The sequence below is a fragment of the Moorena sp. SIO3B2 genome, from assembly GCF_010692525.1.
In the GTDB taxonomy this organism is placed as follows: domain Bacteria; phylum Cyanobacteriota; class Cyanobacteriia; order Cyanobacteriales; family Coleofasciculaceae; genus Moorena; species Moorena producens.
This window is the reverse complement of record NZ_JAAHHE010000016.1, coordinates 111,598-127,926: the sequence shown is the minus strand read 5'-3', so window position 1 is coordinate 127,926 and position 16,329 is coordinate 111,598. Positions and strand designations below refer to the sequence as shown.

The window sequence follows — 16,329 nt, the reverse complement described above, 5'->3', positions numbered from 1 at the left end:
GATGAAAAATTCTTTAAGACAAAAATTACCACAAAAACTAGCCACCTTCGCCACCGTTGCCCTAGCCACTGCCTTCTCAACAATCAGTCTTGGCAACCAGACCTCCGCCGCTACCTTCGAGCAAAAACAAGTTGAACAAGGCAAGTTTATTGCTGTAGCTCAACCCTTTGGTGCAAATTCCCATCAACTGCTGATCATAGAGCAAAAATCCAACAAGCGAGCCTGTTGGAGCGAGAGTGGTACTAACCCAGTGATCGTAGACCCACTGCTGTTGAACTTTGACTTTACTGGCATTTGCGGACGTAGTACTGATAGCAATGGCTATTCCATGCGCATGGCGGGTGAAGACTTAGGACTCGATTACATCCTCAGCATTGTTGAGCGTAATGGTGAACTGTTGCTAGTGGGTAAGCACCGCCTTGATCGTAAAGCTCCTGAAGTAATCATCGGCAGAACTGGTGGTATTAGCCAGGGCTTTATGAAAATTTTTCTCCAGCCCGGTTGGGAATTTGCCAAGAGAATGTTCAATGGCAAAGAGCTAGGTCACGTCTACCTTGCTACTAATACACCCCTAGGTAACACAGGAAGTACTGATCCATCCAAGCTTCCCCCACTTCCGCCACGGGAAACCTCTAAATTTCGGGATATTGCTAATGATGTCTATGGCTCAGAAATTGAAAAAGCTGTAGCAATGGGATTTATTGCTGGATTTCAGGACAATACCTTCAGACCCCAAGGGTTTCTCACCAGAGAACAACTCGTGTCTATGGTGATTGAAGGCTTAGGTAAACTGCCAGGTGCTACTATTACTGTCCCCACTCAAGCATCAGGACGGCCCTATCGGGATGTTGAGGCTGGGCGCTGGAGTGCTGCCAAAATTCAATGGGCGAGGGACAACAACATTGTTAGTGGCTATCCTGATGGCACCTTCCGACCAAATAAGTCCGTAACTCGCGCCGAATTGATGGCAGTACAAAAAAAAGCTGCTGAATTTGCCAAAAGCCTGCAAGGGCAGCCAGGGGTACTCGTTTCTACTGAGTCAGTCACACAATTTTCCGACACCGAAGGTCACTGGGCTGTTGCTCTGATTTCTGAAATGTCTGCCTACTGCCAAGTGGCATCTCCCCTCAACGAAAGGGGTAACGCTTTCTTGCCCGATTCTCAAGCACGCCGGAACTATGCCGCTGCTGCTACTCTGCGTATGCTCAACTGTGTCCAGCAGCCCATTACTCAGAAGTAGCACATTATCCTTTAAGAAGCCCACAACAAACGTCTGTTGATCAGACCTCAAGTAAACAACCTCAGCTATCAGCGTGTCGCGTATCAGCTGATAGCTTACATCACCTGATGATATCAATTCCGGTACCCTGGGATTGATCACAAACCCGATTGAATACTGCCCCAAAGTCTCTATTTTATTCCTCCCTCCCTGAACTCTGTCTGTTGGCCGTTTTCCGTCGCTTCTCACCAACAAATAGAGATGTAAACCAGAGATACGGCGGTTTGCATAACTATCAGGTACACAGGATTTTTTCCCCTCTTCCCTCTTCCCTCTTCCCTCTTCCCTCTTCCGAACGCGCCCCGCGTGGCCCACGGCCTCAGTCCCTGCTCCCTGCTCCGAAGTCCCTAAAAACCGAGAAGTTTGTACCTTGAATTGCAAACCGCTGTATAAACGTGAAGACTAGAAATTAATCCGGAAAAAAAACTGTAAAGATTTGATGAAGTAAGTGATTTTTTAGTGACATCGAATCATAATTATGTCATCTATAGTAATGGTAATTGATAAAAAAATTCCCATTATAGCAGTCGAAGTAAAGCTTAAGACATCTTCTGCTCCCTGCTCCGAAGTCCCTTTCAACTAAAAGACGATGTCCTAAACTATACTTCCCTTGCTATACTATAGCGAGTAGGAATACATACTTTTAGCTATTATCCAATAATCAGCCATTATTTAGTTAAGTAAAAGTTAAAAATATTTCGATTTAAAAAAGTTTCATATCCAATCTAGCAATCGTTATTATATAACTTTTGAAAATATTTCATGTACTCCAATAGGGATTTATCATAACACCAAAAACTACTCGGAGCTCTTTCCTACTATTCCCTATTCCCTGTTCCCTATTCCCTAAAAAGGAGAGGATAATAGTAATTATGCCAACATTTGAGGCAGAAGACACAACTAGGCTGAGTCTAGAGAACTACATAGTTTTTGATAGTGACATTGCTTCCGGTGGCCAAGCTATCGAGATTCCCAAAACCAATACTAGTGAACCAGCATTCATTCGTTTAACCTGGACAGAAGCTGACGGTCCTGCTGGTAACTATAATTTTAATATTGCCCATTTTGATGAATCAGATGGCAGAGCTACCCTGACACTTCGTGTCAACAGTATCCCAATTAGTAGATATATTTTCAATAAAAACCCAGGAGAAAAGGGCAATCCACCCATAGACACACCCAATTCTGGTAATTATATCGGGTTGACTGGTTCTATATTTGATGGTTTATCCAATCCTAATCCCATCTTTGAAGACGTAGCACTGACTCCAGGGGATCAGATTGAAATCTCTGCCGTGGCGGATAGTTTGGGGAATCAAACCGATGAACTAGCGCGGATCGACGTTATTGAAATAACACCAGCAGTGGAAGCTGGCCCAGTTATTACTTTTCCTGAACTTACCATTACCCCTACTGATGGCACATTAGCCGAAACTGTGCCAAAAAGTGGTGGTATTACCATCACCCGTACCGGAGACATTAGTCAAAGCCTAGAGGTAACTTACACGGTCAGTGGCACCGCTAGCCCCTCAGATTACAAGCCCATCCTAACTGGTACCGTTACTATTCCAGAAGGTCAGGAGTCAGTAGATCTCAAGCTTACCCCAATTGCCGATGGTATAGCAGAAGGGGAAGAAACTGTCATTATTACCCTTGAGAATAGTCCCGACTATCAATTAGGTGAGACTCCCAGTGCCACTTTCACCATTACCGACAATGACCAATCCACTATCAGCGAGAGTGTGACTATTTTCTGGCGTAATGACGAGACCGGAGTCAATGGTGCTTGGCTGATGGATGGTCTCGACTTAGCTCAAGCCGTAACAATTCATTCACCAACAGAAGCAGCGGACAGTCCTTGGCAAATGCAGGGTGCAGGGGATTTCAACGCTGATCAACAACAGGATCTTCTCTGGCGTAATACCTCTACTGGTGAAACTGGCATCTGGTTGATGGCAGGATCGGTGTTTCAGAATGCAGTGTCCATCACCCCAACTCCAGACCTGGACTGGGAAATTCGTGGCACCGAAGATTTTAACAGTGATAATCAAGAGGATATTCTCTGGCGCAATACTTCCACTGGGGAAAATAAAGTCTGGCTCATGAATGGCACTACTGTGGCTCAGGAGGTGTTCATTCAATCGGAACCAGTCACTAGTATTTGGGAAATGAGGGCAGCGGGAGACTTGGATGGAGATGGTGATGGGGATATTATCTGGCGCAATACTCAAGAGCAAACTATTTACTATTGGAGGATGGAAGGGACTCAGTACATTGAATCAGTGTTGATCTCCTCACCAATCAGTAGTGGTCAGGAGGTAATCCATGGTACCCTCGACATCGATGATAATGGTGTCGATGATATCCTCTGGCGCAATCTCGACGATGGACAAAATAGTGTCTGGCTGATGAATGCTAATGGGTTCGATCGCCTGGAGAGGCTTGAGCCAGTAACTGATCCCAGTTGGCAAAGTTATGTTTAAATACGTAATTTCAATTACCTAAGTATTTAGCCAAGGGCAATCAGCTAAAGCCCTTGGTGCGTTAGCTGATTGCTTACATGTAGAGACGTTATATAGCGTTTACAAATGAGATGTAAACCTGTATGGTCTTTTTTTTATTGGACAATAAAACTCCGGAGCTGTTTCCCCTCTAGCATGGATGCCTCTTGCCTCTTGCCTCTTGGCCTTTGGGAGTATGTTCACAACTCAAATATAAAGGCTATATAGCTATCAATTTTCAAGATTTATAAAAGTTCAAGATTTATAAAATAATCATTTTTGCTTAGGACTTACCCAAAACTGGACTCGAAACCCTATCACTCTAAAGGCTATCACTCCAAATGCCATAAGTAGTAGGTTACGTTATTAAGGCACCTTACCAGTATAATTACTGCCTAAGCCATGTTTATAATAAAACCTATGGTTCGATTACCTAATGGATTAGTTTTCGATGAAAGATAAACTCAATATTTTTATATTAGTTATTTTATGGATAGTTATATGTATGTTGTGATATCTAGCATTTTTTAATTAGGTGAGGTACATAATTTTGGGATTTTCGGTAACAGGTAACAGCGGCTCTGGGAATAGGTAACAGCGGCTCTGGGAATAGGGAATCGGGAATCGGGAATCGGGAATCGGGAATCGGGAATCGGGAATCGGGAATAGGTAATAGGGAATCGGGAATAGGGAATAGGGAATCGGGAATAGGTAATAGGTAATAGGGAATAGGGAATCGGGAATAGGGAATAGGAAAAAAACTCTGTACATCATGACTATGAGAAACGCTATAAAAAAAATCATAATAGTTATATAAAGTATATATAAAGTAGATTTTGGGTATTGTTTATACCCGTATAATTATTAAAAATGCGTGTAATGGTGTTTACAAATTCAAGGGACGAAAGAATGCAGCGCCGTTTTGGGCAGCCAGTTGCTGATATCAATCCCCATCTCCCCATCTCCCCATCTCCCCATCTCCCCATCTCCCCACACTTCCCACACCTCCCTCTCTTTCCCTGATCAGAAGTTCCCTATTCCCTGTTTCCTATTCCCTACCTGCAGCGCGATGAAGCGAAGCTTCCGCTAAGAGCGATCGCATTAATTATTCTCTAGTCATCGAAAATATTGACCAATTCTCATATCCGTAACAATAGGATAAAGTTTTGATAAAATTACTACATTCCATGGTGACATAATATCCAATTCATGTCATGAATGAATAAAGGAATTGTTTGACCGCAAAAACTCAAGCTCTTGGGGGAAGACTATAGTATAGTTATGAGACTATGTCAGCAAAAGAATTTTGGTGGAGCATCTACGGAATTTAGATAGGTTTTGAAACACGGAAAATCAAAACCATGTAACTAATACAGCGGCCGATTTATCAGATTTTTGATTAGCTGTAATAATCGGTGCTTTTGTGAAGGTTTAGCATAGTATTATACTCTTTCCCATGACTCTAGACATCTCCAGAAACTCGGTTTTGACCCAGGCATTGCAAGGGTTTGAGGTTAATTTTTGGAGATGTCTTCTGTAAAGGGTATCCATATCCTGGGGATTGAGTGGATATAAACTTGCTAGGGTATTACTTGCTGCCAAAATAAAATTACCAAATAAAATTACCAGAGCTTGAAACACAGATAAAGGTTGGAGACTACAACACTATGACGAGAATTGAAGCCGAAAATTTATCTAGTATAACTAACTTTGTAACTACTCCTAATCCTGATGCCTCCGGGGGCGCACTAATCAGTCTATTTGATGCTGTTAATAATACTGCTTTCCCCCCTGGTACTGCTAGCACAAGCTTTAATCAGCCCACTGGTAGCTATGAAGTAATCATTGGCATCTTTGACGAAATAGATGGAGAAAGCACAATCGATGTCAGGATTGGCAGTACCGTCTTTCCCACAATCACTCTTAATAATCCTGCCTCTACTGCTAGCGGTATCCCCGAAGCCTCCACTTTCGTCCCTTTGCAGATTAGCTCTAGCACGTTTATCCGTAATGGAGACCTGATCGAGGTTAAAGGTACCGCTGATGGTGATGAATTCATCCGATTTGACTATATTGAATTCAACCTGACCAACGAACTCCCGATAGCTGTAGATGATACGGCCACGACTACTGAAGATACAACCGTTAACATTAACGTCTTAGATAATGACACCGATACTGAGGGAGATAGCACTCTAACGGTTATTAGTGATCCCAGTAATGGTAGTGCAGTAGTAGATGACAATGGTACTCCTGATGATCTAACCGATGACGTTATTACTTACACTCCGAATCCCGACTACAATGGACCGGATAGTTTTACTTATCAGTTAAACGATGGGGTTAACCCTGCTGACACCGCTACCGTTAACATTACTGTTACTCCTGTAAATGATGCACCAGATGGTACTGCTGTGGTTAACAATAACGGTACCTTGGATAATACTAATGATGACGTTATTACTGATACTCCTGATCCAGATTTCAGTGGGAATGATAGCTTGATCGATCAGGTATCTGATGGCAACGGCGGCCTTGATACAGCGACTGTTGATATTACTGTTAACTCGATCCCTACCTTTGTTCCTTCGACTCTGACTCAGAACCCTAACAATACTTTTACTATCACTAGTGACACCACTGGCAACGCTCAACTCCTATTCACCTTTATTAGTCGAAACGCTACTAATGTCAATGAAATTGGGGTGTTTGTCACGGATAATGACCAAGGTACAGTTAATGGTATTGCTCCTGGTCAGGAAGGCTATGTGGAAGCGGCTCTATCTAATGCTCAGACTATTTTCTCTGTGCTGCTAAATCCGGAAGATAGTGGTCAAACTAGTCGTCTAATTAATAATTTTGATGTAGGGGATCAATTAGGATTTTACCTAGTACAAAATAGCACCAGAGAGGCCGTGCTAGCAGGAGAAAATGTTTCTGTATTCTTCGGTGATGCTGCTTTCAATAGCGATGGTTTAGACCATATCCAAACCGAGACCAATAGCGACGGTGTCTTGACGTTAAACTTTGAAGATGCTGATGACCAAGACTTTGATGATTTAGTGGTAACGGTTCAAGACGCTTCGGCTTTAACTCCTACTGTAGGGATAGGGAGTCCCCAGATTCAAGGGCAAGTGGAGCTGTTGGATTTAACCGATGTGACTGGAACAGTAACACCTGAGTTTGTGGTTAGTAGTCAAGCAGTGTTTGAGAATAGCTTTGGCTTTTATCAGGTTGATGATGCTAGTGGTAAAATTGGTAATCTCAACCCCGGTGATGCCGGTTATGCAGAGCTTGCAGTCTCCAATCAGGTAGATTTAGCCAGTGGGCTATCCGGTGGGGTACTGTTAGCTCCGTTCCTAATTGCTAATGGCACTGTTGAGGAGTTCCTGACTCAGAATCCAACGAATCAGCAGGGTTCCGGTCTGAATGCCTACTTTAGTTTCTTGCCTGCTAACCCTGATCAATTTGATCACGTCCGCTTACTAGGGGACAATCAGTTTAGCTTCGAGGATACCTTTGGTGGTGGTGACTTAGACTATGACGACTTGGTAGTGGAGGTTATCTTCTGAGTTTGATTGGGAGTGGGGAGTAGGGAATCGGGAGTAGGGAGTCGGGAGGGTGGGAAGTGTGGGAAGTGTGGGAAGTGTGGGGAGGGTGGCTCACAGGGGTAGGTTTTTTAAATTAGGGTAAAACATGGGGCGACCCAGAGGGAGAGGAAAAGGAAAACAACTTAGGTGCGCTTGACCTTGGCGAATTAAATTCGCCACGGGTCGCACCTGAAGAAGCGATGATTTTGAACGACAAATTAAGTACATTGTCTTATCCCCCACACCCCACACCTGAGGTCTTTGTAAAAAACCTACCCTGATGAGGGGGAGATGGGGAGATGGGGAGATGGGGAGATGGGGAGATGGGGACTATTGCCTATTGCCTCTTGCCTCTTGCCTCTTGCCTCTTACCTGCTCCCTAAAACCCAAGAATTTGTACCTCACCTAATTGAAAACCGCTATATTAAGGGTAATGTCATAACATGATATTATACTTCTATTGCCGAAGAGTGTTTGTGGATGCATTGAGATGCACCCACAATGGTGTTGGCAGTCTACAACATCCAGAATTATGCAATATATAGCCGAGATTATGATTTAATTAATCTAGCGGTTTTTAGCCTAATGAGGTACAAAAAATTTTTACCTTCTTCCCGATTCCCGATTCCCGATTCCCGATTCCCGATTCCCGATTCCCTGTTCCATAAAAAAATGTACCTCACCTAATTAAAAACCGCTATACTTAAATTATATTATGAAACCAGTCACCAAAATAGCTGTTTTTACAGTACATAAAGCAGGTTCAATGTTATTGCACAGAATAACTTTAGAAGCTTGTGCTTTGGCTCAACTGAAATACTATTCTCCCAATAATAAAGAGTTAAGTGATAGTTTATTATATTTTCAAGACTTTAAAGTAAATTGTTGCCAGTCAGCTCTTGCTGACTTTAATTATATAGATACAGGGTGTATTGGCCCTATACGTCGTCCCCTAGAGATAGACTTAGATAGCTGTTTTGTAAACCTACACCTACGAGATCCCAGAGATGGTCTGAATTCAATGTTCTTTTCTTGGACAAAAACTCACGGAGGCATAAAGAAATCGATTCGAGACGAGTGGCTTTCTTGGGGAATAGACAAGTTTGTGATTTCCTTCAGTGATGATTACTTTGAGAGATATGAAAAATATCTAAATCACTTCATTGGTCATCCTGGTGTTAATCTACTCAAGTATGAAGATATGGTAGATAACTTTGATAGTTGGTTCACCTCGTTTGTTCAACCGTTTCAACTTTCTTCAGAAGATATAAACGGCTTGTCTAAGCAATTATCTGATCAAGTAGATCCCAAAAATGCCAAGCCCAATACTCACATACGTAAAATCACTCCTGGAGATTTCAGAAATAATCTTAAACCTGAAACTATAGATACTCTAAATCAAAAGTTTGGCCATATCCTCTCGGCATTAGACTATTTGTAAGCATTCAGCTATTAGCTATCAGCTATCAGCATTCAGCTATCAGCATTCAGCATTCAGCATTCAGCTTTTGAATAAAATAAGCTGACCGCTGACCGCTCACTGCTGAATGCTTACATATTCCCTACTCCCTACTATGGATTCTGCCATCCTTCCACAATCGCCATGCCCACATTCACATAGGGATTATCTAATAATTCTCTAAGGGCTTCTTTGCCACCACTTTCTAAGGCACTAAGCAACCGTTGTTTAGTACTTGCTGGAATGGCGATATTTACAAAGGCTGTCTTTTCTAAATCCGTGGCGTTGGGATTACTTTGCTCTAATTGTTTTAATAATTGTTGAATTTCGGCTGCGGCTTCACTTAGAGTTTGCTTTTGCTCCGGGGCATAATTATTATTTTGAATCGGTTTAAATTCTTGTTGACTGCCACTTTGAGCGGTATCGACAAAGCTATTTTGATACTGAGATTGATCGTATTGAAACTGATACTTGGAGTGATAATTGGAGTGATTGGAGTCTGACGTTGAGTCACTCATGGCGTTGTTTTCAACAGTGATAAGTCGGCTTGCTTGTAGTCTAGCAATTTCGATCAGGTCTTGGTAATGCTTCTGGTAAAGGGCAAGCACGCCATCCTTGTTGGTGGTTTGGGTGAGCTCTTGCCGAGAATTAAACCGCTGGATGAACTGGTCACTGACGACATGGTCTTTGGTTTCGGCAGCCGATTGAATCAGAACTTCCCGTAATACTAGAGCTTTGTCAACTTCCAACAGGGTGGCCAGCAGCAGGTAGACACCGCGAAATCGGGGGTCAGTCAGATGCTCGTGCTGACGTTCTCGATTCTCGGTTTTGAGGAAGGTCTGGACGATAAAGTATTCCTGGATTTTATCGTGGCGAAAGTACCATTCTCGATGGGTACGACCAAACCCATCCTTCTGCTGACGAGTCAATACCATTTTATAGCGTTCCATGCACTGCAACTCATCCAAGCAGTGGTTTTCTGGGATGGTAATTTGATCATGGAGGCGCATCTGGTAAACGGTTTCAGCAAATTCAGCCAGGGGAAACGGATAAAGGTGAATCTGTTGATAGTCCTCTGCCATGATCTCATACTGCTGCTGTTGCAAGTTGAGCAAATCCGGGTCTTTGCCCTGGGCCAACAGTTGCGCCACCAAGGTCAAATCCATGGGATTGGACAGAAACCGATGTACTGCCGCTAACTCCTGTTTTGATTGGTTTTGGTGGAGTTGGCTGGCCAGATAGTCGTCACAGGCTTGCTCGTAGGCCACACCGGATACCGGGGCATCCTCCGGCAAAATCCCTTGACGAGAGGTGAGGAACTCAGCGATTTGCTGGCGCTTCAGGGGTTGCAGCACGTAGGTTTTAGCCGTGGCTGGGGGTGTCCATTCCAAGGGTTGGGTAGTGAGGATAATATGCCCATGGACGTGATGCTCCACAAAGGTATTAATAGTAGCCCTGGTGTCTGGGCTGACTTCATTGAGTCCGTCAATGCAGATATCTAGGGTATTGTAGTTAATCAGGCTTTGTAGGAATAATGGGTCATGGGCAGCGATGGGCAATTTAGCTTGAATCCCTTCCACCACACCACCGGCACATTGGCTGGCAGGCAGATACACCGACAGCCGCCCAGAGGTTTTGACTAAATTCCGGAGAAACATGGATTTGCCCAGTCCCGATTCCCCTTCCAGAACGATGGGAGACTGGAGTTGGGCAATGGCGGTTTGAATCGGTTGGGTATGGGTGGCTCGTCTAATTTTAACGTAAGAGTTGGGAAAGTAAGCCTGGGGATCGAAGCTATCTAAGCTAGCATCGGCCACCAGCACCTCCCGGAAGGGAGCCAGTAATCGGTAGCGCAACCAGGGAATCCAGGTCAGAGCCACGCTGATATAGCCTAAGCCCACAATGGTGCGGAATTTCCAGTCCCAGATTAGAGCTTGGACTTGGGAAGAACGAGGATAAATGATGATCACAAACAACCAGCCACTGAGATGGATTAGCCAAATCTTAAACCCAATCAGAAACCAGTGCTGTCGTTCTAAGGCGATAATTTGAGCATTGACGGCAGCAGCAAGTTGGGAGTCTATAGACTTAAGATTATCGTGGTGTTGTTTGAGCAGCTCCATGTCTGCTTGTTCCCACTTGACCTTGTCAACAACTATCGCAATCTGCCTTTCCAAGTCTTTGCGCAGTTTAGACAGAGATGGACTATCTTCCCAGATTTCGGCAAATAGNCCCGAAGGCAGATTCTCACGCGTTACTCACCCGTCCGCCACTCCCCCGAAGGGGCGTTCGACTTGCATGTGTTAAGCATACCGCCAGCGTTCATCCTGAGCCAGGATCAAACTCTCCATGGTACTCAAGTTGTTTTTTTTCTTTCCCTGACTCTTAGTAAACAGTAATAATAACTGTTAACTTCGAACCAGTTCGGAATTTTAGGTTTTAGTTTTGGCCAATCTGTCCTATAATTAGGTCAGATTAACCTGAAAATTTCTTGACGAGTAGCGACCGTATATTGGCTCTCAAACTATAGATTTTTCTTGGTTCGGGGCGGTGCGGTGCGCTTGGCTTTCCTCATCGCCATTTACTAATTTACAGGGTAAAAAAGCGTTTGTCAACCTAAAACCGAAACTTTTTTCTTGATAAATCCTTGAAGCATAGGTATGGCAAGGGTTTTAGAATTTTTAAATTTTTTTTTGAATCCATTTCGGAGGTCTGACCAGGGGAAGAGGGGGAAGCTCTCAGGTCACAGGGGTAGCTTCTTTAGATTTGGTTCGGGAGTCGGGAGTCGGCAGCATTATTTTGGGAATTCTTGTATATCTTAGATACATACCTGGTGACGGGCGTGTCTGTCGATCCTGCCTGTAAGTGCGGATTGGGACTGCTGCGATGCTCGCGAGTGAAATGGGAAATTCACCTGGATTTACGGTAATTGTCCAGGATTCATCAGAGGCAAGATTAGTGAAGAGCCCTTTGCACTGGCACCATGAAATCCATTGTTGAACAACTTACTAACCTAGCTCTGACAAGGCATTTGCGCCAGAATAAATAGGTATGCAGGGTGGTCTTGGGGAGAAAATGGCTTTATTACAGGGTTTAACCCATTAGCAACTGGCCTGGTTTCCACGGGGCTTACAAGGTGCGTTTACTTAGTGTCTCTGTTCGTGCAGCGTCTCCAAAGGAGAAAGGAGAATCACGGCGTGACCCACACAGCCCCTCCCCACTCGCCCTTTGCATCAAGAAATGTCTTGGCCATAAGTTACCGTTACCAAACACTGGAGGTGTCAGTGAATTTTCAATCAGTGATTGCAACATTGAATCAATTCTGGGCAAAACATGGTTGCTTGATTGCCCAGTCCTACGATACCGAGAAAGGAGCAGGGACGATGAGTCCTCATACATTCTTGAGAGCTATTGGTCCAGAACCCTGGTCAGTTGCTTATGTTGAACCATGCCGAAGACCTACCGATGGACGCTACGGCGAAAACCCGAATCGCTACCAGCACTACTACCAATACCAAGTACTGATCAAGCCGTCACTGAATAATATTCAAGATATTTACCTAGATTCCCTCAAAGCTTTAGGTATTTGCCCTGAAGACCATGACATTCGCTTTGTTGAAGACAATTGGGAATCTCCTACCCTAGGGGCTTGGGGAGTTGGCTGGGAAGTCTGGTTAGATGGCATGGAAATTACTCAATTTACCTACTTCCAACAGTGTGGTGGCATTGATTGTCGTCCTGTACCCATTGAGATCACCTATGGTTTGGAACGATTAGCTATGTATCTCCAGGAAGTAGAGGCTTTTACTAAAATCCAGTGGAATGACCAAATTAGCTATGGAGATGTTCACCTTCAGGGAGAAGTTGAACAATGTACTTATAATTTTGAATCCTCTAACCCAGATTTACTGTTCACGCTATTTGGTCTTTACGAGCAAGAGGCAGAACAACTAACCCAGCGAGGACTTGTTATGCCTACACTAGACTACGTTCTGAAGTGTTCTCACACTTTCAACTTACTGGACGCTAGGGGTGTGATTTCAGTGACTGAGCGAACTCGTTATATCGGTAGAATTCGCAATCTAGCAAGGCGAGTGGCTCAACTCTATTTGCAACAACGAGAGATGTTAGGGTTCCCGCTCAATAAACAGACCATAGCTTGAATCTAGAACACAAAGAGCTTGACCCAATCGGTAGCAGCAAGGCATTCCTACCAGTAATCACGACTGAGAGTGTATTCGCCAGGACTTACGCAAAAATGGGCATCGAAACCTATAGGTAGTAGGGTGCTTTATTAACTCACACCACATCTAGATTTACTAGGTAAGTCCTGGCACTCTTGACCCCTGTCACTGGAGGATATTGCTAGTGCTTGGAATTGCTGGATCAACGGGTCGAGCGACTACAATCCCAAGGGAATGTCTAACATGTCTGGCATACCGTTGTAAATCACGGGCAATGGTGACTCTACCGGCAGGTGATGCATGAATAAAACCGATATTCCCATCAGCAGTACGATACACTAAGCCAGTGTGGGTGACATCTAGACCAGGAATAGTAGTAGCAATGCCAATAATATCCCCTGGTTGCAGTTGATTGTAGGCTTTCCTAATCTGATCATGGGGAATGAAATTAACAGTTGTCTGCTTCAGATTAGCTTCCATGGCTACTATACACTGGTAATTTGACTCATCACTTACTAAAGATGGGTACTTACCCCTGTGTTTACTCATGTAGTTGAGGGTTTTCTGGCGGGATACTCCTCCTAAATCTAGCGCTATGTTTTTAACTGTGCCCCTTCTCTGATTGTCATCAATCCATTGAGAGAAATAGTGTAATCGGCTGCAATAGCCATTTAGATTACCATCCCCATAACGCTGGTCACGAAGGTGATTGACAAAGGTCTGCTGAGAATAATCCTTTACGGTTATCCCTCGCGCTAGGGCTAGAATGGTTTCCACAAAAAGGACGCAGTCAAATTCATTGAGGGTGATAACTAAAGTTTCTTGACTGGCTTGGTCTAATAAGTGAGCTTTATAGCTTGCGCCCAAAAATTGCTGTGCGATCGCTTGCATGATCTCTGGTAGCGTCCGCTCAGACAAGTGGTTTGCGATCGCATACTCCATCACCTGCTCGAAACGCTTTTTATCTGCTGGGTCACTAATTTCTGGTAGGGGAAATTGGGCTATCATCAGTGACTCAGCCCTATCCTTTAATGATTCGGATATAGTGCTAGTAATTAATTTGCTAGTAATTAATCGTTTATGGCCTAGTTGACCAGATTCTGACTCAACAGTAGCTTGAGATACTAAACCAGAAGCCACACAACACGTGAGTATATAAAAAACCGCAGCTAGCCTCAAGCTTTTTTTCATTCTTAAACCTACAAACCTACCCTAAACCGAATGCGAAGGGAGAACCACTTTTGATCTGTTAACCCATATTTATTCACTGGTCAGTGTTAACTATTTCACTGGCAACTTTAGGCTCCACAAAATTATTTTCCTGTTCAGCATTTTTGACACTCCCCATAGCTAGAAGCTAGGGGATTCTTGGTTCAACGAGCTGACTTGCTCAACCAGACCGGAATCAGGAAGAGTAGAGGCCAATTCTCCCCAAGCGTTAATTAAAGTTCCCGTGTGCCCCACGGTACTCAAGGCTCTAGTTAGGATGTTTTTGGCGGCATTGTGGTCGCGATCTAGCCGACACCCACACTTACAGACATGGGTTCGAGTTGATAATGACTTCTTGACCACCTCACCACAATTGGAACAATTCTGGCTTGTATAAGCAGGATTAACTGCGACAGTTATCCGACCAAACTTTTGACCAAAATACTCCAACCATTCCCTAAACTGGTACCAACCTGCATCATTAATAGACTTGGCGAGACAGTGATTTTTAACTAAGTTTTTAACCCTCAAATTTTCGTAAGCGACCAGGTCGTTAGACCTGATTACGCAACTTGCCGGAGACGAAACCTTAGATAGTGGAGCCTTTATGGGTGTTCGGCTTTGCATAAAAGGGTTAAATCTTTTGTAATAAGGCTCCACTATCTTACGGTAACTTCTAACCAGTCTCTTGGCATGTTCTTCACGTTGCCTACTTATTTTGAGGTGTGTCCTGCCTAGTCTATTCCCGAAGGCAGATTCTCACGCGTTACTCACCCGTCCGCCACTCCCCCGAAGGGGCGTTCGACTTGCATGTGTTAAGCATACCGCCAGCGTTCATCCTGAGCCAGGATCAAACTCTCCATGGTACTCAGTTTTTTTCTTTCCCTGACCCTTAGTCAACTTAAACAGTTAACTTCGAACCAGTTCGGAATTTTAGGTTTTAGTTTTAGCTAATCTGTCCTATAATTAGGTCAGACTAAATTGAAAATTTCTTGACGAGTAGCGACCGTATATTGGCTCTCAAACTATAGATTTTTCTTGGTTCGGGGCGGTGCGGTGCGCTTGGCTTTCCTCATCGCCATTTACTAATTTACAGGGTAAAAAAGGGTTTGTCAACCTAAACCCGAAACTTTGTTGGGAATAAATTCTTGAAACCTAGGCATGACAAGGGTTTTAGAATTAAAAAATTTTTTTTTGAATCCGTTTCCGAGGTCTGACCAAGGGAAGAGGGGTAAGCTCTGAGGTCACAGTGGTAGGTTTTTTAGATTTAGGTCGGCAGTGGGCAGTGGGCAGTGGGCAGTGGGCAGTCAGGAGTCGGGAGAATTATTAAGTAATTATTGTATATTTAGATACATACATTAACAGGGGCGTGTCGGTTGGTCGTTTAAGTGCAGGTTGGTATAATTGCTCCGATGCTTCCCAGTGAAACGGGCAATTCACCTGGATTTACTAGGAATCAAACAACTGAAAGCCCCGCCACAAAGTGAGCGGGTCAAAAGTTACCGCATTCAGAGGGTCGCCTTTATAGTCGGCAGGCTATGCATAAAAGAGGTGCGACCCGTGGCGCATTTAATTCGCCGTTCGCGAAGCTTCGCCTACGGCGAACGGAAAGCGCACCTTTGGTTAAAACTCGTCAAATAAGGCTCCACTCTTCTAAGGTTTCATCTCCGGGATGAAAGTTTATAGCGGCTTCAGCCGCCGTAAAAGAAATCTCTGAAAGATTCCGGAATCATAGCCCTTAAGCAATGTATACTAAAGTAGGTACAGGTTGAAAAACCGAGGCTGAGCCGGGAGAGAGACCCGTAACTTATTGACCTTAAAATAATAATGCCTAGAGGGCAGGGAAAATCCTCTTCAAAAACCCAATCATCAATTAACCGTTGGTGTGTGAACCCAGAAAAATCACACTTTAAAAGAAACGGTACGGTGGGGCACACCGGAACCAAGTGAAAAGGAAGGGAAACGGACTTTTTAAGGCACTTCCTATTAAGTAACTAAACGCTTAAGGAGAATCGCCCTCTGGGTCTGTCGTGAATTGACTAGGAACTTGGTCTTGACGGGTTCTTGGTTTAAGTACTGTCTAGTTTTTGGCGGCGTCAAAGATTAG

At 44.0% G+C, this 16,329-nt stretch carries 9 protein-coding genes and 2 pseudogenes; 8 read left to right on the top strand and 3 right to left on the bottom strand.

The window, feature by feature from the left end; translation table 11 throughout:
- Nucleotide 1 precedes the first annotated feature (1 nt).
- The 6 genes and pseudogenes from F6K38_RS05990 (at nt 2) to F6K38_RS05965 (ending at nt 8,811) form a co-directional block, all read left to right on the top strand.
- Nucleotides 2-1,240 (top strand): DUF3747 domain-containing protein, encoded by a 1,239-nt coding sequence (locus tag F6K38_RS05990; protein ID WP_008187156.1) that lies wholly within the window; start codon nt 2-4, stop codon nt 1,238-1,240.
- Between the two features lie 911 nt (nt 1,241-2,151).
- Entirely contained in the window at nt 2,152-3,762 is a 1,611-nt protein-coding gene (locus F6K38_RS05985; RefSeq protein ID WP_008187157.1) for an FG-GAP-like repeat-containing protein, read from the top strand.
- 599 nt (nt 3,763-4,361) lie between these two features.
- Nucleotides 4,362-4,597, top strand: a pseudogene (locus F6K38_RS44070) (hypothetical protein).
- 850 nt (nt 4,598-5,447) lie between these two features.
- Nucleotides 5,448-7,352 (top strand): DUF4114 domain-containing protein, encoded by a 1,905-nt coding sequence (locus F6K38_RS05975; RefSeq protein WP_008187159.1) that lies wholly within the window; start codon nt 5,448-5,450, stop codon nt 7,350-7,352.
- A gap of 309 nt (nt 7,353-7,661) precedes the next feature.
- Nucleotides 7,662-7,817, top strand: a complete 156-nt coding sequence (locus F6K38_RS05970; protein WP_287356279.1) for a hypothetical protein — start codon at nt 7,662-7,664, stop codon at nt 7,815-7,817.
- A gap of 319 nt (nt 7,818-8,136) precedes the next feature.
- Nucleotides 8,137-8,811, top strand: a complete 675-nt coding sequence (locus tag F6K38_RS05965; protein ID WP_287356277.1) for a hypothetical protein — start codon at nt 8,137-8,139, stop codon at nt 8,809-8,811.
- Nucleotides 8,812-8,942: 131 nt separating this feature from the next.
- Here the strand turns inward: F6K38_RS05965 and F6K38_RS05960 are convergent, their stop codons facing one another.
- Complete coding sequence (locus tag F6K38_RS05960) at nt 8,943-11,006, bottom strand: NACHT domain-containing protein (RefSeq protein ID WP_287356275.1); 2,064 nt, start codon at nt 11,004-11,006, stop codon at nt 8,943-8,945.
- Nucleotides 11,007-12,113: 1,107 nt separating this feature from the next.
- Here F6K38_RS05960 and glyQ point away from each other — a divergent pair.
- On the top strand, nt 12,114-12,992 hold the full coding sequence (glyQ, locus tag F6K38_RS05955; RefSeq protein WP_008185010.1) for a glycine--tRNA ligase subunit alpha: 879 nt from the start codon (nt 12,114-12,116) through the stop codon (nt 12,990-12,992).
- A gap of 186 nt (nt 12,993-13,178) precedes the next feature.
- Here the strand turns inward: glyQ and F6K38_RS05950 are convergent, their stop codons facing one another.
- Both F6K38_RS05950 and F6K38_RS05945 read right to left on the bottom strand, forming a co-directional pair.
- On the bottom strand, nt 13,179-14,204 hold the full coding sequence (locus tag F6K38_RS05950; protein WP_008185013.1) for an N-acetylmuramoyl-L-alanine amidase-like domain-containing protein: 1,026 nt from the start codon (nt 14,202-14,204) through the stop codon (nt 13,179-13,181).
- A 159-nt stretch (nt 14,205-14,363) separates the two neighbouring features.
- Nucleotides 14,364-14,966: pseudogene (locus F6K38_RS05945) on the bottom strand (RNA-guided endonuclease InsQ/TnpB family protein); the annotation flags it as partial.
- Between the two features lie 660 nt (nt 14,967-15,626).
- On the opposite strand from F6K38_RS05945, the gene F6K38_RS05940 reads away from it, so the two are divergent.
- Nucleotides 15,627-15,863, top strand: coding sequence for a hypothetical protein (locus F6K38_RS05940; protein ID WP_287356273.1), 237 nt, complete (start codon nt 15,627-15,629; stop codon nt 15,861-15,863).
- The last annotated feature ends 466 nt before the right edge of the window (nt 15,864-16,329 follow it).